Below are 21564 nucleotides of genomic sequence, written 5' to 3'. Positions count from 1 at the left end.
GACCCGCCCTGCCAGACCCGCCCCACTAGAATCAGGCCATGTTTCTTGAGGTTTCCCAACTCGAAGTGCGTTACGCGGGCCGTTCCCAGGCAGCGGTGCAGGGCGTCACGCTGGGGCTGCGTGCGGGCGATATCGGCGTGCTGATCGGCCCCTCGGGCTGCGGCAAGACCACGCTGCTGCGCGCCGTGGCGGGGCTCGAGCCCGTGTCGTCCGGCGAGATCCGCCTCAAGCGCGAGCTGGTGGGCAGTGCGCAGCTGAATGTGCCGCCCGAATCGCGGCGCATTGGCATGGTGTTCCAGGACTACGCCCTGTTTCCGCACCTGAGCGTGGAGCGCAACGTGGCTTTCGGCATCCACCAGCTGCCCCGGGTCGAGCAGGCTGCGCGCGTGGCCGAGGCCCTGCAACTGGTGGGGCTGGAAGGCAGCGGCGCGCGCTTTCCGCACGAGCTCTCGGGCGGGCAGCAGCAGCGCGTGGCGCTGGCACGGGCGCTGGCCCCGCGCCCGCAGCTCATGCTGCTGGACGAGCCGTTTTCCAACCTCGATGTCGATCTGCGCGAGCGCCTGGCGCACGAGGTGCGCGACATCCTGAAGGCCGCCGGAGCGACGGCGCTGTTTGTCACGCACGACCAGCTGGAGGCCTTTGCGATCGGTGACGTGATTGGCGTGATGCACGAAGGCCATTTGCACCAGTGGGACGACGCCTACACCCTCTACCACCGCCCGGCCACCCGCTTTGTTGCCGACTTCATCGGCCACGGCGTTTTTGCCCCCGCCACGCTGGTGCAGCGCGGCAACAACGTGGTGGCGCAAACCCCGCTGGGCGACCTGACCGATCTGGCCGAATGCCCCCTGCCCGCCAGCTTTCCGGGTGGCGAATGCGATGTGCTGCTGCGCGCCGATGACGTGGTGCACGACGACCACGCCCCCGTGCAGGCGCAAATTTTGCGCAAGTCGTTTCGCGGCTCGGAGTTTCTGTACACGCTGCGCCTGGCCAGCGGTCACACGCTGATGGCCCATGTGCCCAGCCACCACAACCATGCGGTGGGCGAATGGATTGGCATTCGTGCGCAGGTGGATCATGTCGTCACGTTTGCGCGCGTCTGACTGGATTTTTACAAGCGAAATCGGCCGCTAGCGCTTTACTGCAAAGCGCCAATAGCTATCGAAATAGTAGCAAACCAACAGGCCGCGAAGGCGCTGCCAACACATGGCCACGGGTGCGGTCGAAGCAACGCAGTGATCGCGTGGAGGGCGAATCCGGTTTACGTCTGGCGCAGGCGGTCCACCGTGTCGTGCAGATGCTGCGTCCAGGCGCGGCGGTCCCGGCCCTGCGCTTGCTCGGGCACGCCGTAGTGCACCACGGCCTCGATCGCGGGCGCGCGCAGGGTGCGCCAGATGGAGCCCACCAGGGTTTCGTCGCCGATGTAGCTGGGCGCAAAACTGGTCATGCCCGTGGCCCTGTCGGCAAAGTGCAGGCCCACCGGCTGCACAAAAGCGTCTGCCGTCACCGCCGCCTGCAGCAGGTTGGCGTGAAACGGCAGCATGGCCCGCCCGTCGCCCGTGGTGCCTTCAGGAAACACCGCCAGCACCTCGCCGCGCTCCAGTGCCTCGTGCATCGATCGCACCATGCGCAGCGCATCGCGGCGCGAGTTGCGTTCGATGTAAAGCGTGCCGGCGGCCGTAGCCAGCGTGCCAACAAGGGGCCACGCCTGCACGTCCGATTTGGAGACAAAACGGCAATGCCGCGCCGCGTGCATGACCGGAATATCGAGCCACGAAATGTGGTTGGCGACCAGCATCACCGGCCCATTCACGGGCGGCGTGCCCAGGATGCGCAACGACACGCCCGCACGGGCCAGCAGCTGCATCGACCAGGCCTGCACGCGCGCATGTTGCTGGTCGGGCGACAGCGCCGGAAACCGCACCGCCACTATGGCGAGGCCCTTGAGAATGTGGCCCAGCACGCGCAGCAGGCGCCAGCAGGCGCGCAAATTGTTCATGCTGCACCGCCTCCCGCACAACGCCAGCGGGCGTGCCGCACACAACAGCGGTGCACGGGTCAGTCGCGCTCGAACGCCACTTGCCCGCCGACCAGCGTGGCACGCACCTGGCCCGGCAGCTCGTAGCCCGAAAACGGCGTGTGCTTGCCCTGGCTGCGCAGCGCATCGTCCCGCACCGTCCAGGCGGCCTGCGGGTCGAGGATGCACAGATCGCCCACGCCGCCTTCCACCAGCTGGCCCACACTCGCCTGCAGCGTGCCCAGGGCGTTGCCCAGCACGCGCGCGGGCTCAGAAGTTACGGTGGCCAGAGCGCGCTGCAGTGGCACGCCGCTGTCCTGCGACCACTTGAGCGCGAGTGACAGCAGCAGCTCCAGCCCGGTGGCGCCGGGTTCGGCTTCGGCAAACGGCAGGGTCTTGGCGTCTTCGTCGACCGGGTTGTGGTCGGACACCAGCGCGTCGATGGTGCCGTCGGCCAGCGCGGCGTTGAGCGCATCGCGGTCGCGCTGCTGGCGCAGCGGGGGCGACAGGCGGGCGCGGCTGTCAAAAAAGCCGATGTCCACGTCGGTGAGGTGCAGCGAGTTGATGCTTACATCGGCCGTCACCTTGAGGCCTTCGGCCTTGGCGCGGCGCAGCAGCTCGACGCCGGCAGCGCTGCTCAGGCGGCACAGGTGCACGCGGGCGCCGGTGGTCTTGAGCAGCTCGAAAATGGTGTGCAGCGCAATGGTTTCGGCGGCCACGGGCACGCCCGAAAGACCCAGGCGCGTGGCCAGCGGGCCGCTGGCCGCCACGCCACGCCCCAAGTGCATCTCTTGCGGGCGCAGCCACACGGTGTAGCCAAAAGTGGCGGCATATTGCAGCGCGCGTTGCAGCACCTGCGTGCTGGCCAGCGGCACCTCGGCCTGGCCAAAACCCACGCAACCCGATTCGGTGAGCTCGGCCATCTCGGTGAGCACCTCGCCCGCAAGGCCGCGCGTGAGCGCGCCCAGCGGAAACAGGCGTGACTGGTGCAGCTTTTCGGCGCGAAACTTGAGCATCTCCACCAGGCCGGGCTCGTCGAGCACGGGGTCGGTATCGGGCGGGCACACGAGGCTGGTCACGCCACCGGCCACGGCGGCGGCCATTTCGGATTCGAGCATGCCTTCGTGCTCGTGGCCCGGCTCGCGCAGGCGCGCCGCCAGGTCCACCAGGCCGGGCAGCACGATGCAGCCTGCCGCGTCGATCACGCGGTTGGGCGCAAAGTCGGGCGGCACCCGGTTGATACCCACGATGCGGCCCGCGGCCAGGGCAATGTCGCAGGTTTGATCGAACCCGCTGGCGGGGTTGATCACACGGCCGTTCTGAATCAGTATCTTCATGATTTCAAGCCAAATTGGCCACTAGCGCTTACTGGATAAGCGCAAACAGCTATTAAATACATAGCATTTATAACGCTCAACATTTTGCCCGGCTGTTCGCACCACAGACGACCGAATGCCAGTGCCACCGTGGAACCGGCTTCGCCGGGCCAGGGGTGGCGTCCCCCTTGGGGGATGACGCGAAGCGGCACAGGGGGCATTGCTTTACGGAGGTCATGCCTCATTCCCTGCGACGATGGACATCACGGCCATGCGCACCGCGATGCCAAACGTCACCTGCGGCAGGATCACGCTTTGTTTTCCGTCCACCACGGCTGAGTCGATCTCGACCCCACGGTTGATGGGGCCAGGGTGCATCACGATGGCGTCGGGCTTGGCCAGGCGCAGTTTTTCGGGGGTGAGGCCGAAACTCTTGAAATACTCCTGGCTCGACGGCAGCAGCGCTCCGCTCATGCGCTCGTTCTGCAGGCGCAGGGTGATGATCACATCGGCATCCTTGATGCCCTCTTCGAGGGTATGGCACACACGCACGCCCATCTGCGCCATGTCGGACGGCACCAGCGTGCGCGGGCCCACCACGCGCACCTCGGGGCAGCCCAGCGTGGTCAGGCCATGAATGTCGGAGCGCGCCACGCGCGAGTGCAGCACGTCGCCCACGATGGCCACGGTGAGGTTGCTGAAGTCTTTTTTGTAGTGCCGGATGGTGTAGAGATCCAGCAGCCCCTGCGTGGGGTGGGCATGGCGCCCGTCGCCCGCGTTGATGACGTGGACGTGCGGCGCCACATGCTGGGCGATCAGATAGGGAGCACCCGACTCGCTGTGCCGCACCACAAACAGGTCGGCCGCCATGGCCGAGAGGTTGGCGATGGTGTCGAGCAGCGATTCGCCTTTGCTGGCCGAGCTGCGCGCAATGTCGAGGTTGAGCACGTCGGCCGACAGGCGCTTGGCCGCGATCTCGAACGTGGTGCGCGTGCGCGTGCTGTTCTCGAAGAACAGGTTGAAAACGCTCTTGCCACGCAGCAGGGGCACCTTCTTGACCTCGCGGTCGTTCACGCTGACGAAGTTGGCGGCGGTGTCGAGGATGTGCGTGACGATGTCGCGCGGCAGGCCTTCGATGGAAAGCAGGTGGATCAGCTCGCCGTGGTGGTTGAGTTGGGGGTTGCGCTTGTGCAGCACGGTCACACCTCTTTGACTTGGAATTGGAAGCGGCCCTGCTCGTCGCGCGCCAGCGCAAGCGACTGCGAGGGCGGCAGCGCCACGCGGGCAGCCGCAAAGTCGGCCTGCACGGGCAACTCGCGCCCGCCGCGGTCCACCAGGACGGCCAGGCGCACGCTGGCTGGGCGGCCATAGTCGAACAGCTCGTTGAGCACGGCGCGGATGGTGCGGCCGGTGTAGAGCACGTCGTCGAGCACCAGCACATCGGCGCCGTTCACATCAAACGGCAGCGAGGTCTGCGCCCCGACCGACAGGCCACGCTGGGCAAAGTCATCGCGGTGCATCACTGACGAGAGCACGCCGGCAGGCCCTTCGAGGCCCAGGTCCTTTTGCAGGCGCTCGGCCAACCAGGCGCCACCCGAGGCAATGCCCGCCAGATGTGTGGTGGGGGTGAGCATTCTGCGCACGCCGCGCAGCAGTTCACGGTACAGCGCCTCGGCATCGAGGGCTAGAGCCCCCACGCTTGCCACTGCGTGTGCTGCGCTGCCCCCCGAGGGCGCTGATTTTCCTTGGGGCGGCCCGGCGGAAAATCCTTCGACTGCCGCTGGATGGGAGGGGTTGCTCATGGAAGATTCCTCAAAAACTGTTCCAGGATGATGCAGGCCGACGCAGCGTCGGCATCCTTGGCACCGCCCGCGATGGCTTCAGTGGTGCTGTAGCGCTCGTCCACCTCGAACACTTGCAGGCCGAAGCGCCCGCGCAACTGGCGGCCGAATTTGAGCGCTTTCTCGGTGTTCTCGTGGCTCGCGCCGTCGGGGTGGTAGGGCACGCCGATCACCAGGGCGTCGGGTTGCCATTCCTTGATGCGCTGTGCCACCTGCACAAAGCGGGCATCGCCCTCGGCCTTGATGGTGGCTTGCGGCGTGGCGCTGCGCAGCATGCGGTTGCCCGTGGCCACACCCGTGCGCTTGAGGCCAAAATCGAAAGCAAGAAAGGTCTGAAAATGCGCAGGAACGGCGGGCTGAACGGGCAAGCCGGTCATGCGTGCCCCGCTTCCGGCGAGATCATCCAGGCCTGCAGCCCCAAGAGGGCCAGCGCCTTGTCGTAGCGCTGGGGCACGGGAGTGTCAAAGATCACCGACAGGTCGGCACCCACGGTAAGCCAGGCGTTTTCGGCCAGCTCGGACTCCAGCTGACCCTCACCCCAGGACGAATACCCCAGCGTGATCAGCACCCTGCGCGGGCCCGCGCCGGTGGACAGGGCCTCCAGAACATCCTTGGAGGTGGTCATCTCCAAGCCGCCCGGAATCGTCATGGTGGAAGCATAGGCAGACTCGTCGGTCTCTGCGCGGTTCATCAACATGGGCTCGTGCAGCACAAAACCGCGCTCGGTCTGCACCGGGCCGCCCTGAAAGACGGGCTCAGAGCGGAGGTCTTCACGGCGCAAAGACAAATCCACCTTGTCGAAAAGCCCCTTGAGCGTGATGTCGGAGGGCTTGTTGATGATGAGGCCCAAGGCGCCACGCTCACTGTGCTCGCACAGGTAAACCACAGTGCGCGCAAAAGACTCATCTTCCAGACCGGGCATCGCGATCAGGAAATGATGCGTCAGGTTGATGGGCGCAGAATCGGATGTCATTGGCTAATTTTAACGGTGAACATGGCGCCCTCCTCCGAGCCTTCCTACCCCACCGGACTCGTCTGGTTCCGCCGCGATCTGCGCACCACCGATCATGCAGCCCTGTACCGGGCGCTCACCCAATGCCAGCAGGTACATTGCGTCTTTGTTTTTGACCACGAAATTTTGAACCCGCTGGCGCGGACCGATCGGCGCGTGGAGTTCATCCGGGAGTCGCTGCAAGAGCTTGATGGGGTGCTGCGAACGCTGTCTGCCCACCCACGCGGCGGACTGATCGTGCTGCACGCGGTGGCCACCGAGGCGGTGCCCGCACTGGCACACAGCCTGGGTGCCCAGGCTGTTTTTGCCAACCACGACGACGAGCCCCAGGCCCTGGCGCGCGATAGCCTGGTGCGCACCCGGCTGGCCATTGCCGGAAGGGCATTTCACACCTTCAAGGACCACACCATTCTGGAGCGCAGCGAGGTGCTGACGCAGACCGGCAATCCCTACAGCGTGTTCACGCCCTACAAGAACGCCTGGCTCAAGAAGGTGGATGCCTTTCAGCTCAAAGGCTATACGGTGGAGCGCCACGCGCACCGCCTGGCGCCCCGCCCGCTGGATCACTGCCACCCCGTCCCCACGCTGGCGTCGCTGGGGTTCGAGGCCACCACCCTGTCACAGCCCAGGCTGCCCACTGGCGCCAGTGGTGCACAGCAGTTGTTCGACGACTTTCTGGGCCGCATCGAACGGTACGACGACACGCGCAACTTTCCGGCGGTCAAGGGCCCCAGCTATCTGAGCGTGCACCTGCGTTTTGGCACCATCTCGCCACGCCTGCTGGCGCGCACAGCGCACCGGCTGATGCTGGACGGCAACCCGGGTGCCACCACCTGGCTCAGCGAACTGATCTGGCGGGATTTTTACTTTCAGATCCTGCACCACCATCCCCATGTGGTGGACCGCAGCTTCAAGCCGGCGTATGACGCCATTCAGTGGGAATCAGGCCCCGAGGCCGACGCCTTGTTTGCCGCCTGGTGCGAGGGCCGTACGGGCTACCCGCTGGTGGATGCCGCCATGGCGCAGATCAACCAGACGGGCTACATGCACAACCGGCTGCGCATGGTGGTGGCCAGCTTTCTTGTGAAGGATCTGGGCATCGACTGGCGCCGGGGCGAGGCCTACTTTGCCACACACCTCAATGATTTTGATCTGGCCGCCAACAACGGCGGCTGGCAGTGGGCCAGCTCCAGCGGGTGCGACGCCCAGCCCTACTTTCGCATCTTCAACCCGGTCAGCCAGAGCGAAAAGTTTGACCCGGAGGGCAAATTCATCCGTCGTTACCTGCCAGAGCTGGCAAAGCTGCCCACTGCAGCCCTGCATGCCCCCTGGCGTGCCCGCCCCCTGGAGCTGCAAGAGGCCGGGGTGGTGCTGGGCGACACCTACCCGCATCCCGTGGTGGACCACGACAGTGCCAGGTTGCGCACGCTGCAGCGCTATGCCGTGGTCAAGGCCGGGTGACCGTGGATCGTGCCTGGGCCGTTGAGACGGCGGGACGTTCACGCTGCGGGTGGTGCGTCCTCGGCAGTCTGGTCGCTCATGCGCATTCCATCCACCCCCAGGGGCGCACCCGAGGCCAGGCGCAGGCGCAACGATACATCGGTGCGGTTGTCGGCATTGGCCACAGCTTCGGCTGGCGAGATGACACCGCGCTCATACAGCTCAAACAGCGATTGATCGAAGGTGCACATGCCCTGCTCACCACTGCGCGCAATGGCCGTCTTGATCTCGTCGATCTGGCCCTTCTGAATCAGCTCCGACACGTAGGGGGTGAGCAGCATCACTTCCATCGCTGGCACCACCGATCCGTGCACGTTTTTGACCAGCCGCTGGGCCACCACGGCCTGCAGATTCAATGACAGGTCCATCAACAGCTGGCGATGGGCCTGCTCGGGGAAAAAATTCACAATCCGCTGCACCGCCTGGTTGGCATTGTTGGCGTGCAAAGTGGACACGCACAGATGCCCGGATTCGGCGTAATGCAGCGCATGCTGCATGGAGGCCCGGTCGCGTATCTCGCCAATCATGATCACGTTCGGCGCCTCCCGCATCGCACGCCGCAAGGCCTCGTCATACGACGCGGTATCGAGCCCCACCTCGCGCTGTGTCACCAACGATTTCTTGTGGGTGTGCAGGTACTCGATGGGGTCTTCCACGGTGAGAATATGCCCCGCCGTGTTCTCGTTGCGATAGTCCAGCATCGCGGCCAGTGTGGTGGTCTTGCCCGACCCGGCAGAACCGACGGTAAGCACCAGCCCACCTTTCAGGAAGGCGAGCTGTTTGAGCACCGGCGGCAAGCCCAGTTCGTCAAGGCTAGGAATCTTGGCCGTGACATGGCGGACGACCACCCCCACATTGCCGCGCTGCAGGTGCACATTGACACGGTAGCGCGACAGATCCTGCGACTGGAACGAAAAATCGCATTCCTTCGAGGCTTCAAACTCATCGATCTGCGCCTTGCGCATGATCGAATACACCATCGTCCGGACGTCCTCGGCAGTCACCGACCCCTTGGTGATTGGCAGGAAGGCCCCCTGGCGCTTGAGCGTGGGCGGTGCACCCGCCAGAAGAAAAAGGTCCGAAGCGCCTTCGCGCACCATCAGCGCAAGGCAAGACAGCAGGCGGCCATCTGCCGCAGGTGTTTGCGAATCCATGAGGCCTCCTGATCATGCAGGCATCTTACCGGCAGTGCCGGCAAGAATGCCCGGGCTGACCAGCCCTTGCGGGCCAGCCCACCGGGATCATGCCTCTGCGGTTGCCTCCAGCCGGGCGTAATGCTGGATGAGACTGAGCAACTCTTCATCCGAGTAGGGTTTGCCCAGGTAATGGTTCACACCGAGCTCCATCGCATGCTCGCGGTGCTTTTCTGCAATGCGAGAAGTAATCATGATGATGGGCAGGCCCCGCAGCGCACCGTCTGCGCGAATGTTGCGCGCCAGGTCAAAACCGTCCATGCGTGGCATTTCAATATCGGACAGCACGACCGTTGGGCGCTCTTCCTGCAAGCGCTCGAGTGCCTGCAGCCCGTCGGCGGCGAGGGCCACCCGGTAGCCCTCACGCTGCAGCAACCGCTGCGTGACACGGCGTACCGTAATCGAATCGTCCACCACCAGAACCAAAGGCACCTGCGTGGGCCCTGCAAGCATCGACGTCGCAGGCTTGCCGGTGCCAGCACCTTCGGTTTCCAGCGTGACGGGCAAGCCGGCGCTGGCCGCACGTACCTGATCGCCATACACCGTGGACAAGGCCACCGGGTTGTAAATCAACACCACGGCCCCAGAGGCAAGCACCGACATCCCGGCCAAGCCCGGCAGGCGCGACAACTGAGGCCCCAGGTTCTTGACCACGACTTCCTGGTTGCCCAGCACTTCATCCACGTGCATGGCGATGCGTTGCGACGCACTGCGGAAAATCACCACGGGCCGGGTCTTGCCTGCGGCTTCATTGCTGCGCGTCGAAGCTTGCAGCAAAGCGCCCACCCAGAAGAAAGGCAATTGCTCGAAGCCGTCATCAAAGAAGCCCGTGCGATACGCTTCTTCGAGATCTGCCGCCGAGGTGCGACGCACAATTTCGACCACGTTGGCAGGCACGCCAATCGACATGTCTCCAGCGCGCAGCATCACCACCTGCGTCACGGCAGTGGTCAACGGCAGCACCATGCGGAAGGCGGCACCCTTGCCCGATTCGGTGGAGGTTTCAATTCGACCGCCCAATGCATTGACCTCGGAACGCACCACGTCCATGCCAATGCCGCGACCGGCAAGCCCCGTCAGTTCGGAGGCGGTGGAAAAGCCCGGCGTGAAGATCAGGTTGGCGGCATCGGCATCGCTGATTTCTTCGCCCGCCTGCACAATGCCCTGCGCCAGAGCCTTTTCCCGGATACGCTGAAGGTCCAGACCGGCACCGTCATCCCGGAATTCCACCGACACGTCGTTGCCTTCATGGCGCAGATCCACGGTGATGGTGCCAGACGCTGGCTTTCCTGCGGCGACCCGCGCGTCGGGCGCCTCGATGCCGTGCGCCACGCAGTTGCGCAGCAAATGCTCGAAAGCGGGCGTCATGCGATCAAGGACGCCACGGTCCATTTCAATGGAGCCGCCGGTAATGTCCAGCTTGATCTGCTTGCCGGTTTCCTTGGAAGCCTGGCGCACCACCGCATACAAACGCTCGGAAATGCCTTCAAACTCCACCATGCGGGTGCGCAGCAGATCACGCTGCAGCTCACGCGCCTGGCGGCCCTGCGCAATCAGATCGTCTTCGGCCCCTTCCATGGCGCGCTGCAGGTTGCGCTGCACGGTAGCCACGTCGTTGACAGACTCGGCCATCATGCGCGTCAGCTCCTGCACCCGCGTGAAGCGGTCAAACTCGAGCGGATCGAACCCGGCAGCAGAGTCTTTGGAAAGCGCCAGACGTGACTGCATCTGCGACTCGGACTGCATTTCGATGTCGCGCAGCTGCTGGCGCAACCGATCCAGGTTGCCGGACAGGTCGGACAGAGAATTGCGGAACTGCCCCAGACGAACATCGAGGCGCGAACGGCTGATCATGACCTCGCCCGCCTGGTTCACCAGACGGTCCAGCAACTGCGCACGCACGCGCACCGACTGGTTCGCGGCCACACGGACAGGCGCCAGCTGCGAAGCCCCGGGAAGCCGAACCGATGGTGCGGATGCAGGCACCGCCGGCGCAGTTGCTGCGCCCGACACTTTGGTAGCGTCGGCCAGATCGCCTTGTGCCGCAGGGACTGCAGCCACGGCATCGGCAGGTTCTTGCCCGCCAACAACGCGGAGGAACTCAAAATTCGCCTGCAGACCATCGAAACTCGCAAGCAACGGCTCGATCTGGTCCGCGGTGACGGTTTCCATGTCGAGTTGCTCGATGGCAGACTCCAGTCGGTGGGACATTTCCCCGAGGCGCATGGCGCCTGCAAGGCGCGAACTGCCCTTGAGCGTGTGGAGGGCACGCAGCACTTCGTTGCGTGCACCGAGGTTGTCCGGACGGGATGCCCATTGTCGCAACGCACCGCCCAGCTGGGGCAGCAACTCAGCGGCTTCTTCTTCAAAGATGGGGAACAGATCAGGGTCGATGACATCGATGGCGTCAATGTCATCATCGACATCTGAACCTGCGGATACTGCGTGTGCTATCGCATCGTCGATGTTCTGGTCACGGTCACTCCCAACAATAGACAAGGCCGGCGCGACATAGCCTGCAGCCACCACTTCGGCCGCTTGCACAGTGGGTGCCTCGGCTGGTACGGGCTCAGGCTCAATTTCAGCGGTCTGTTCAGCTTCAGGGGCCGCGGCGAAATCGCCGAACTCATCGAAGTCGTCCTCAGGAGGCGACAGGGTGTTGACCACCTCGGTCTCCAGGATTTCTCGCAGTTGCTGCAGCACTTCCGCGCTCGGCTCCTTCAAGAACCCGGCAGCAAACTGGTGCAAGAGACGACGAATGTCATCTGCCGACGCCATGAATACTTCGGCCTGCTCTGCCGTGCCGCCCGACTGCAGTTGAACATGCTGCAGAGCATGCTCAAGCACCCGCGCCAGCTCTGACAGTGCGGTGAATCCCACGGTGGCCGAACTGCCTGCCAGCGAATGCGCCAGTGCAACAGCGATGTCCGGCAAAGGCTCGTGCAATTCCAGCGCCCACTCCTGCAAACACGTAACCAAGCGCCGCGACCATTCGTCGGCCTCGTTGAGGTACACGTTGTAGAGTGGAATACCGATCCGCAAGCTTTCAATGACCTTGACCGCTTCATCAGACGGAGCTTCTTCTTCGGGCACAAAAGCTTCAGCCGCGACCGGTTCCAGGATCTCTGGCGAATTTGCCGCCGCCGCATCGGAGAAGTCTGGTGCCTGGGCAATCTCAGGCAAAAATTCAGGCTCACCAGCCGCCATCACTGGAAGATCATCCGGTTGATCCTGCATTGCACCAATCGCCGCTGCTTCGGTGCGGTCGACATCCATGGCAACGGAAGACGCAGGCTCCAGATCTGGCAACTCCAGGTCCAGAGGCAACAACTGGCTTACCGTTGCCGGTGTTGCTTGCGCCTCGTTCAGAGCCTCGGAGAACACGGAGAAATCGATATCCTCGGTCACCGTCGCTGCCGACGCGACCGCGTCTGGCGCTACCGCGGCGAATTCCGACGTCATCTCGGTTTCAGCAAAATCCGCCATCAATGCCGCAAACTCATCGACTGCGCCCGCATCCCCGGCTTTTTCAGAAGACAACGCATCCAGCGATGGCTCGACGGCCTGCAAGCCAGTGTCGGGCGCATCTGCTGCGCGTGGCGCGGCCTCCATCGGCATCTCCGGCTCCACCACATCGGGTGCAACGGATGCCACTGCAGCCCCAGGCACCACGAGCGGCAGCAAGCTGCCGTCAAGGCGCATAGCATCAGCAGATTTGCAGAATGCCTCCGGCGACCAGGCCGATGCAGCCCCTGCAGCAATGTCATCAGCCCAACGGTCAAATGCCTGCAAACAATCGGAAGACAACTGCAGCAAAGTGGGCTGCATGGGTTTTTGCTCAGCCAGCCAAGCGTTCAGCACCTGCTCCATCGACCAGGCTGCCTCACCAAAATCATTGAGCCCCACCATGCGTGAGCTGCCCTTGAGCGTATGGAACGCACGACGCAAGGTGGTTTGCTCGCTCAGATTGGCGGGCTCTTCAACCAGCACGTTGATGGCAGCCAGACCAGTGGCCACGACTTCGCGGGCTTCTTCCAGAAACACATCCAGCAACTCATCGTCCACCTCCGGCTGCGAAGCGGGAACGGCAGAGGGCACCACGACAGGTGGCAGGTCAGACGCTACCGGCAACGGCTCCTGCGGTGTTTGCAGGTCAAAGAAAATATCGGATGCCAACTCGTCCGATGCAGCAGCAGGGCTGGCGTCCGCCGGCGTTGCCGTAACGGCCGGTGCCGACGCGGGCACCTCCTGCGCAGGGAAGCGCGGCACAACATCGGGCATCGGCGGAGCGACGCGCTCCTCCAATTTCTCCGGTGCTTCTGCCACATCATCTGTGGCACGCGCGCGGGCTTTGCCCACCAGAATGCGCAGCTCACCCAGTTCTTCATCGTAGACAAAGAGCTTGCGCGCCATCGTGCGCTGGTAGCTCAACATGTCGATCAGGAACCCGAGCGCACCCAGACTGTTACCCAGTTTCTCGAATGAGGGCTGGCGCTCTTCTTCTGGAATTTCATTGATGAGCAGCCGCTCGACGGTGTCGCGCATGCGCACCACCGCCAGCGACGCCTGGTCCAGGCCCAGTACGGACAGCACGCCACGCATCTGTGCCAAGTGGCCCGGCACTGCCGCGAGCACCGCCGTGTCTTGCGGATTGCGGAAAAACTGGTCTAGTGATTTCTCTGCCTCGCCCAGGGTGGAGCGCAACTCGTCCACCACACTGCCCATGGTCTGGTTGTCGCTGACACGCCGGTACAGCTCTTCCATCCACAGCTCAAGGGGTTCTGGCTCTGCGCCTGCACCCACGGCATCCAGTCGCTCCGCGAGACGTTCTGCACGCACCTCCATCTGGTCGTCGGCAGCATCCAGTTCCTCAAAAGCCGCCTGAAGGTAAAGCACCGAGGTCGCCACCTCCATCGCCAGCGCTGCGGACGGAGGCTCTCCTGATCGCGTCGTTGCCTCAACAGCACGGGTCAGGCCCGCAGCGAGACTCTCGCTTCCCGGATGCAGTTTGCGCAATGAGTCGCAAACCAGGCTGAACTGATCAGCCGCAGGCTTAAGCTTGTTGCGATCACCACCGGCGAGCGCCGACCAGGTTTCCGTGGCGGACGCAATGCGCTTGCGGGCCTGCGCCAGCAAGGCAGGATCAAACCGTCCGAAACGCGCGGTTTCATAGTCGACCGGTTTGAACCGCTCCAGGCCAAACGACTTTCGCACTGCTTGCAGCGCCGGAGCCTTGTCCTCTTCACCGTCCGCTGGCCTAGCCTGTGAACAGAAGAAAAGCAGATCCTGAACCAGGCGATCCGCAATCGCGGTGTCGCCTTTGGCCAGCGTCGCGTATTGCATCAGCACGCGGGACGCTACCCGCTTCACATAGACATCAGGGGCCAGCATGCCCTTGCCAAGGGCTTCGAAAAAGCCGGCACAAATCTTCCAGAAGGCACGCGCATGTCGGTCTGACTGGGCCGCAACAAAGCCCAGACAGGTTTCACGCATGCTGGTCGCAGCGCTCAGATCGCCCGATTTGACGATTTTTAGAACAGCGGAATCAAGGCGCGCCCGGGCTTCGGGGCCATAGGGCAGCGGAGCAACGGCTACAGAGTCTTCCGGCTCACGAAAGCGACGCTCAGCAGGCCACAGGTCTGCGGGGTGAGCACGCTCGCCACCCGCCAGTGCCTGGGCATCCCGGTACTGAGGGAACAGGGCTACTGCAGACGCGGATTTGCCACCCAGTACGTTTTCAAGGTATTCAATGAGCGCGAAACTGGCACGCTCGATGACTGCCGCCGCTTCATCCGTGCATTGCTCAGGACGTTGCACAAATTTTTGAACAGCCGATTCCATGGCACGCAGGACCAGCGCTGGCGAACCCATGCCCACCATTTCAAGTGCCCCGCTCGCCTGGTGCAGCTGCTGCCGCGCAATGCGCAAAGCACCCGCATCCAGGGACGCTAAATCCGACTCACGTGCCAGTTCGGCGTCGCGCACAAAGCGGCGCATCGCCTTGACTGCGCCATCGAGAGATTTGCGCAGCTCGTCAAGCACCCACGCCAAAGGACCCAGGTCTTGATCGCCCGGGATTCCATCTGTGGCCGGTGCATTGTTGACATCAATAGATGACATGAATTCGTCCCCGGCTGAAATGAGCCGCTGGTTGATGACTGCTTGATGGCGGCGTTAGGCGATCTTGAAACGTGCCACCGATTGGCGCAGTTCTTCAGCCATGTGCGAAAGCTCACGCACCTGCTGTGCTGTCGTGCGTGTACCTTCACCCGTCTGCTCGGTCACCGCAAAAATGTGCTGGATGTTATCCGCCACCTCGTTGGCCAGAACGGCTTCACGGGACGTCGAGGACGAAATCTGCTCAATCAGCTCGGCCAGGCGGCGCGACACGCGGTCGATCTCGGTCAGCGCAGTACCTGCACTGTCAGACAGTCGGGCTCCTTCAACCACACCTTGCGTGGAACGCTCCATAGCGGCCACAGCATCCTGGGTGTCGGTCTGAATGGCTTTCACCAGGGCCGAAATCTGCCGTGTGGCATCGGCAGATCGCTCAGCGAGTCGCTGCACTTCTTCCGCCACCACCGAGAAACCTCGACCTGCATCGCCCGCAGAAGCGGCCTGAATGGCTGCATTCAGGGCCAGCACGTTCGTCTGTTCGGTAATGTCGGAAATCAGCTCGGTGATTTCACCGATCTCCTGCGAAGATTCACCGAGGCGCTTGATCCGCTTGGACGTGTCCTGAATCTGGTCGCGAATCGAATTCATACCACCGATGGCGTTCTGCACGGCCTGCAGGCCCGAGTCAGCAGCCTGCAGCGATTGGCGAGCCACCGTGGCAGACTCTTGCGCCTGTGTGGACACTTCATTGATTCGGGTTGCCATGTCCAGAACGGACCGGCCGGTTTCACGAATTTCACGCAGCTGTTCAGTGGAAGCGGCAAGGAGTTCCGTCGACGTGCTGTCCACCTGGGCCGTCGTCTGCGCCACGCGGGTCGCCGTGTTCTGAACGCTTCCCACCAGCTGGCGCAATTCTTCCACCGTGTAGTTCACCGAGTCGGCAATGGCGCCGGTGATGTCTTCCGTCACAGTGGCTTCCTGTGTCAGATCCCCTTCAGCCACCGATTGCAATTCGTTCATCAGACGCAAAATGGCTGCCTGATTGGCGTCATTGACGCGCTTGGCTTCCTGCTCCTGGCGCTTTGCATCCTTTTGCTGCCCTTCAGCCGCTGCCTGACGACCCCGGCTGTCCAGCAGTTGCACGCGGGAAATTCCGATACCGCAAAGCAGAACGAACAGGCCAGCCAGTGCCAAGGCAGCAAATTGGCCTGCGCCCAGACCCGTTTGCGAAGAAAGCTTGTCCTGCAGGCCTTCCAGCTGGCGACGCAGTGGCTCGCTGTCGCTAATGATCGAGGACTGGGCTTCACGGGCAGAAACCAGCCCCTGCAAGTTGCCCAGAATGGCGCTGGCTTGCGTGCGGGTCTCTTCGTAGAGCTTGATCAGCGCTTCGAGCTGTTCGCGTGTCTGCGCATCCTTGGTGGCCGTCAGGCGCAGCTCAGGGCTGCCATCAAGCAGGCCCTGGGCAATTTCCTTGAACGAGTTCAAGTCCTTACCCAGCAAAAACACGGCCTCGGGGCTCACGCCTTCCATGGTCTGGAATTCGTTGGCCGATTTACCGATACGTTGGGTCAACATCACCAGCTGACCGGCAGCCGAAATTTCGGCGGCTGGCGCGTTCTGCTGCAGCTTGAGCGAAGACACGGTTTCAGCGATCTCCAGCAGATCAGACGACTGGCGGTTGATGGTGCGCAGCGCGTCACCTACCTGCATCAGGATTTTCTGCTGGCCCATGACCACGCCGGCGTTGCGTTCCGCGCTCTCCATGAGCGGGGTCGTACCCTCCAGGTCGGACTTGAACTGCTCACCGAGGGACTCGACGCCCAGTTCGCTGTCGCCGCTGTTGAGCGCACGCACATTGCGGGCCAGCACCCCTGAGCTCTCCACCACATCGGGAAAGGCCTGCGGGCTACCCACCAGCGCCTGTGAGACAGACTTGGCAAGCCGCTGCGACTGCATCAGCGACTGACCGGTAGCAGCCAGCTGCTGGGCGGAACGATCCGCCTGCCGAAGCACCCAGCCAGCAATCAGCGCCAGCAGCACCACGCCAATGGCCAGCAATGCGAGCAAATTCCGCTGGTGGCCAGCCGCCGTGTTGCTGCCCAGCAATGGCAAAGAAATAAGATCTTCGTCCGCGTCCGTGGTGGACAACTCGGACGACACGCCATCGGGATCACCCTGAACACTGTTCATGGCGTCTGTCTGATATGACTCACGCATTGTATTTCCCTCGATGGATCCCGTTGTCAGGACATTCTGACCACCGCCGATCACGTCGGCACCCAGCCCCGTGTCTGATTCCTCGGGCTTGCGATTGAACAGTTTTCCAAATTGATTCACAACGGACATGGTGCAGCCTTACAGAAAAACTCAAACACTGATACTCAGAAAAGCAGGGGTTTGGGACAGGATCTGGAGATTGATCTCTTGCCAGCGGGCCCCGCTCGAATCCACATAGGTGGTGCCAAAAAAGGCGGGGGCATCATCGGCGGGAGGCTCCGAGGAGACAAAGGCATCAGTGCCTCGCAGACCCGCCAGCCGGTCAACCAGAAGCGCGGCATTGACCTCCAGCGCTGCATTGAAAGCAAGCAGGCTGGCGTCAGACAGGGTTTGCTCGGTGCGTGGAACCGTCGATCCCAGCAATCCAGCCAAGTCAACCACACCGACAAGACCACCGCGCAGATTGGCTACACCCAGAAACCATTTTTGGGTGTAGGGAACCCGCTGCACCGTGACCCAGGGGAAAATTTCACCCGACTGACCCAGCGGCAATAAATAGGACTGCCCGGCAGCTTCGACCGCCAGCCAGGAAGAAACAGACACACCTTCACCCCTTGCTGCCTGAAGACGGCTGGCAAGACGGGTCTGGAGTTCTCGCAGTGCTTCGCGATTAGCCATGAACGCGCAACCGCCTTAGTTCAGCGCGTCTATCTTGGCCTGCAACTCGGCCGGATCCACCGGTTTGGTGATGTAGCCGCGTGCGCCTTGCCGCATTCCCCAGACACGATCTGTCTCTTGATTCTTGCTGGTGCACATGATGATGGGAACGTCGGCATAGAGGGGATCACGCGTGATCGCACGGGTCAACTGGAATCCGTTTTGCCCCGGCATCACCACATCCATCAATATCAAATCAGGCTTTTCTTCGGCCAGCCGACGAAAAGCCTCTTCGGCATTTTCAGCGGTACGCACTTGCATGCCTTTTTTCTGCAGCAAGTCGGTCAGAAACATCAACTCGGTCTTCGAGTCGTCAACGACCAGCACTTTCTGGATAGGCATTACATGGCTCCTTGTTGGGAATTGCCAAATTGCTGCACTGCCTGCAACAACTGGTCTTTGGTGAAAGGTTTGGTGAGATATTCCTGGCAGCCGACCATGCGACCGCGCGCCTTGTCAAACACGCCATCCTTGGACGACAGCATGACAACCGGAGTATCCGCAAAACGGGCGTTGCGCTTGATGATGGCGCAGGTTTGATACCCATCAAGCTTGGGCATCAGAATGTCGCAGAAAATAAGCTGTGGCTGGTAATCGTTTACCTTAGCCAATGCATCAAAACCGTCATCCGCCAGCAGGACTTCGTGCCCTCCCTGCTTGAGAAAAATCTCGGCGCTTCGGCGAATGGTATTGCTGTCATCCACCACGAGCACTTTGAAAGATGCGCCTGTTGTAATCAATTGTCACTGCTCCCAATGGAGAAAACAAACGACGCATCAGCACAGGGTGCTAAAGCGCCTCAAATCTGAACCAGCTCGAAATCTTCTTTGCGCGCGCCGCATTCTGGGCAAGTCCAATTCATGGGAACCTGGTCCCATGGGGTGTTGGGTGCAATGCCGTGCTCAGGCAAACCTTTTGCTTCGTCATATATCCAACCGCATATCAGACACATCCAAGTTTTCGAGTCGGTCACAGCTTAATGGGCCTTCACATAGAATGCAACGATTGTATCTAGTCATCTCACGGGGCAGCAGCTTCTGTGCCACCCTTATCGCCGAATCCGGCCCATGACAACAAACACCCCCCTTTCTTCTGATATAGCGGACATTGCCGATGAGGCCATGGACGAAGCCAGCCCCGCCTGCGTGCTGGTTTTCAACGCCAGTGACCCCAGCGGTGCCGGCGGACTTACCGCCGATATCAGCACCATCGCGTCGGTTGGCGGGCACCCTATTGCCGTTGTCACAGGCGCCTACGCACGGGACACAGCCGAGATATTCGCCCACTTTGGCTTTGACGACGAGGCCGTTACCGAGCAGGCGCGGGCGGTACTGGAAGACCTGCCCGTGCAGGCCATCAAGGTCGGATTTGTGGGCAGCCCCGAGAACATCAGCGCCATTGCAGAGATCACTACCGATTACGACGAGGTGCCGGTCATCGCCTACATGCCCAATCTTTCGTGGTGGCAGGATGACCTGATTGACCAGTACCTGGACGCTTTTCGCGAGCTGCTGTTGCCGCAAACCTCGGTGTTGGTTGGAAACCACAGTACGTTGTGGCGCTGGCTGCTTCCCGACTGGAAAAGCGACCGCAGCCCTACGGCCCGCGACATCGCCCGCGCCGCCGCAGAGATGGGTGTGCCATACACCCTGGTCACGGGCATCCCCCTGCCCGAGCAGTTTGTAGAAAACGTGCTGGCGTCGCCCCAGACCGTGCTGGGCAGTGTCAAGTTCGAGCTGTTTGACGCCACCTTTTCGGGCGCGGGCGACACGCTCTCGGCGGCCCTCACGGCCCTGGTGGCCAGCGGCAATGATCTCGGCGAAGCCACGAGCGAGGCGCTCAGTTACCTGGACCGCTGCCTGGATGCCGGATTCCGCCCAGGAATGGGCCACATCATTCCCGATCGCATGTTCTGGGCCCAGCCCGATGATGAAGATGACGATGAAGACGAACCCCTTGACGAAACACTGGCCATCGAAGGCTTTGTGATGCCCCCTCATGACACCAAACACTGACCTCAACATCCCTCTGTTCGAACGCGCCAAGGCGCTCATCCCCGGTGGCGTGAACTCGCCTGTGCGGGCCTTCAAGGCCGTGGGCGGCACGCCGCGCTTTGTGAAGCGTGCGCAAGGAGCGTACTTCTGGGACGCCAACGACCAGCGCTTCATTGACTACATCGGCTCCTGGGGCCCGATGATCCTGGGCCACGGTCACCCGGCCGTGCTCGAAGCCGTGCAAAAGGCTGCACTGGAAGGCTTCAGCTTTGGCGCCCCCACCGAGCGCGAAATTGAGCTGGCCGAAGAAATCCTGGGCCTGGTGCCGTCCATGGAGATGATCCGGCTGGTCAGCTCGGGCACCGAAGCCGGCATGAGCGCCATCCGCCTGGCCCGCGGCGCCACTGGCCGCAGCAAGCTGATCAAGTTTGAAGGCTGCTACCACGGCCACGCCGATGCCCTGCTGGTCAAGGCCGGTTCGGGCCTGGCCACCTTTGGCAACGCCACGAGTGCGGGCGTGCCGCCCGAGGTGGTGCAACACACCATTGTTCTTGAATACAACAACATCCCCCAACTCGAAGAAGCCTTCGTGCTGCATGGCAAGGAACTCGCCTGCCTGATGATCGAGCCCATCGCCGGCAACATGAACCTGGTGCGCGCCAGCGTGCCGTTCATGCGCCGCTGCCGCGAGCTGTGCACCGAATATGGTGCGCTGCTCGTTCTGGACGAAGTGATGACCGGTTTTCGCGTGGCCCTGGGCAGCGCACAAAGCGTCTATGCAAAAAGCATCCCGGGCTTCAAGCCCGACATCACCGTGCTGGGCAAGGTGATTGGCGGCGGCATGCCGCTGGCGGCTTTTGGCGCTTCGCGCGCGATCATGGAAAACCTCGCTCCGCTGGGCGCGGTGTACCAGGCTGGCACGCTGTCGGGCAACCCTGTGGCCACAGCCTGCGGCCTGGCCACGCTGCGCGAAATCAAGAAGCCTGGCTTCTTTGACGCGCTCTCCGCCCGCAGCCGCTCGCTGGTGGATGGCTTGGCAGCTGCCGCAGCCGCCGAGGGCGTGCCTTTCAGCGCCGACTGCGAAGGCGGCATGTTCGGCTTTTTCCTGCTGCCCGAGCTGCCACAAAATTACGCACAGGTTCTGAAGACGGATGGCGTGCGCTTCAACCAGCTCTTTCATGGGCTGCTGGACCGGGGCGTGTACATCGCGCCCGCACTCTACGAAGCAGGGTTTGTGAGCGCCGCCCACACAGAGCAGGACATTGCCGACACCGTCGCCACTGCACGCGACGTGTTTAAATCGCTCACAAAATAATAGCTATTAGCGCTTATTGGATAAGCGCTACAGGCTAAAAACAAGGCGGATTCCAGAACGAAGTGCACCAAGCAATAGGTTGGGCCAAGAGTGCATAGGATGCTCTCTTGTTGACCGGCCAGTCGCAAAGGAAAGCACTTTGAACTACACACACTTGACCCTAGAAGAACGATACCAAATCCACGCACTGTGCAGCCAAGGGATAGGCGTTGCAGCCATCGCTGGGCACCTTGGTCGCCACCGCAGCACCATCGGGCGGGAACTCTCGCGAAATGTCAGCGAAGCGGGCTATGACCCGTCAAAGGCCCATGCGCAGGCTCGCGAG

At 62.5% G+C, this 21564-nt stretch carries 18 protein-coding genes; 5 read left to right on the top strand and 13 right to left on the bottom strand.

Annotated elements, in window-relative coordinates; translation table 11 throughout:
- Positions 1–38 precede the first annotated feature (38 nt).
- Positions 39–1103, top strand: coding sequence for an ABC transporter ATP-binding protein (locus tag DTW89_RS14380; protein ID WP_114656443.1), 1065 nt, complete (start codon positions 39–41; stop codon positions 1101–1103).
- A gap of 158 nt (positions 1104–1261) precedes the next feature.
- On the opposite strand, the gene DTW89_RS14375 is transcribed toward DTW89_RS14380, so the two are convergent.
- The 6 genes from DTW89_RS14375 to DTW89_RS14350 form a co-directional block, all read right to left on the bottom strand.
- The gene (locus DTW89_RS14375) at positions 1262–1999 is read right to left on the bottom strand and encodes a lysophospholipid acyltransferase family protein (protein ID WP_024816188.1); all 738 of its coding nucleotides are present in this window, start codon (positions 1997–1999) and stop codon (positions 1262–1264) included.
- A gap of 59 nt (positions 2000–2058) precedes the next feature.
- The gene (locus DTW89_RS14370; RefSeq protein ID WP_111865682.1) at positions 2059–3354 is read right to left on the bottom strand and encodes a dihydroorotase; all 1296 of its coding nucleotides are present in this window, start codon (positions 3352–3354) and stop codon (positions 2059–2061) included.
- A gap of 213 nt (positions 3355–3567) precedes the next feature.
- Positions 3568–4530: an aspartate carbamoyltransferase catalytic subunit gene (locus DTW89_RS14365; RefSeq protein ID WP_024816190.1), complete on the bottom strand. Its 963-nt coding sequence runs from the start codon at positions 4528–4530 to the stop codon at positions 3568–3570.
- 2 nt (positions 4531–4532) lie between these two features.
- Positions 4533–5135 carry a bifunctional pyr operon transcriptional regulator/uracil phosphoribosyltransferase PyrR gene (pyrR, locus tag DTW89_RS14360; protein WP_236637151.1) on the bottom strand — a complete coding sequence of 201 codons (603 nt, stop codon included), beginning with the start codon at positions 5133–5135 and terminating at the stop codon, positions 4533–4535.
- Positions 5132–5551, bottom strand: a complete 420-nt coding sequence (gene ruvX, locus DTW89_RS14355; protein ID WP_024816192.1) for a Holliday junction resolvase RuvX — start codon at positions 5549–5551, stop codon at positions 5132–5134. Before ruvX ends, pyrR begins: the two co-directional genes overlap by 4 nt.
- Positions 5548–6147 (bottom strand): YqgE/AlgH family protein, encoded by a 600-nt coding sequence (locus DTW89_RS14350; protein WP_024816193.1) that lies wholly within the window; start codon positions 6145–6147, stop codon positions 5548–5550. The genes ruvX and DTW89_RS14350 overlap by 4 nt, the downstream gene beginning before the upstream one ends.
- A 21-nt stretch (positions 6148–6168) precedes the next feature.
- Between DTW89_RS14350 and DTW89_RS14345 the strand changes: the two genes are divergently transcribed.
- Positions 6169–7647, top strand: coding sequence for a cryptochrome/photolyase family protein (locus tag DTW89_RS14345; protein ID WP_201741011.1), 1479 nt, complete (start codon positions 6169–6171; stop codon positions 7645–7647).
- Between the two features lie 38 nt (positions 7648–7685).
- Here the strand turns inward: DTW89_RS14345 and DTW89_RS14340 are convergent, their stop codons facing one another.
- The 7 genes from DTW89_RS14340 to DTW89_RS14310 all read right to left on the bottom strand — a co-directional run bounded on the left by DTW89_RS14340 (position 7686) and on the right by DTW89_RS14310 (position 18903).
- Positions 7686–8840 (bottom strand): PilT/PilU family type 4a pilus ATPase, encoded by a 1155-nt coding sequence (locus DTW89_RS14340; protein ID WP_111865678.1) that lies wholly within the window; start codon positions 8838–8840, stop codon positions 7686–7688.
- Positions 8841–8927: 87 nt separating this feature from the next.
- Entirely contained in the window at positions 8928–14999 is a 6072-nt protein-coding gene (locus DTW89_RS14335) for a hybrid sensor histidine kinase/response regulator (protein WP_114656441.1), read from the bottom strand.
- A gap of 54 nt (positions 15000–15053) precedes the next feature.
- Entirely contained in the window at positions 15054–17342 is a 2289-nt protein-coding gene (locus DTW89_RS14330; RefSeq protein WP_024816197.1) for a methyl-accepting chemotaxis protein, read from the bottom strand.
- A 21-nt stretch (positions 17343–17363) separates the two neighbouring features.
- Complete coding sequence (locus DTW89_RS14325; RefSeq protein ID WP_024816198.1) at positions 17364–17891, bottom strand: chemotaxis protein CheW; 528 nt, start codon at positions 17889–17891, stop codon at positions 17364–17366.
- 15 nt (positions 17892–17906) lie between these two features.
- Entirely contained in the window at positions 17907–18272 is a 366-nt protein-coding gene (locus DTW89_RS14320) for a response regulator (RefSeq protein WP_005796104.1), read from the bottom strand.
- The gene (locus tag DTW89_RS14315; protein WP_114656440.1) at positions 18272–18670 is read right to left on the bottom strand and encodes a response regulator; all 399 of its coding nucleotides are present in this window, start codon (positions 18668–18670) and stop codon (positions 18272–18274) included. The genes DTW89_RS14320 and DTW89_RS14315 overlap by 1 nt, the downstream gene beginning before the upstream one ends.
- 59 nt (positions 18671–18729) lie before the next feature.
- The gene (locus DTW89_RS14310) at positions 18730–18903 is read right to left on the bottom strand and encodes a rubredoxin (RefSeq protein WP_114656439.1); all 174 of its coding nucleotides are present in this window, start codon (positions 18901–18903) and stop codon (positions 18730–18732) included.
- 94 nt (positions 18904–18997) lie between these two features.
- On the opposite strand from DTW89_RS14310, the gene thiD reads away from it, so the two are divergent.
- From thiD to DTW89_RS19410, 3 genes are all read left to right on the top strand, one after another.
- The gene (gene thiD, locus DTW89_RS14305) at positions 18998–19945 is read left to right on the top strand and encodes a bifunctional hydroxymethylpyrimidine kinase/phosphomethylpyrimidine kinase (RefSeq protein ID WP_024816199.1); all 948 of its coding nucleotides are present in this window, start codon (positions 18998–19000) and stop codon (positions 19943–19945) included.
- Positions 19929–21239: a glutamate-1-semialdehyde 2,1-aminomutase gene (hemL, locus tag DTW89_RS14300; protein ID WP_114656438.1), complete on the top strand. Its 1311-nt coding sequence runs from the start codon at positions 19929–19931 to the stop codon at positions 21237–21239. Before thiD ends, hemL begins: the two co-directional genes overlap by 17 nt.
- Before the next feature lie 139 nt (positions 21240–21378).
- A partial coding sequence (locus tag DTW89_RS19410; protein ID WP_161555642.1) for a helix-turn-helix domain-containing protein occupies positions 21379–21564 on the top strand: 186 nt, incomplete at its 3' end.

The sequence above is a fragment of the Acidovorax sp. BoFeN1 genome, from assembly GCF_003345135.1.
Classification (GTDB): Bacteria; Pseudomonadota; Gammaproteobacteria; order Burkholderiales; family Burkholderiaceae_C; genus Acidovorax; species Acidovorax defluvii.
The sequence above is the reverse complement of the archived record's forward strand: the minus strand, read 5'-3'. Positions and strand labels throughout refer to the sequence as shown.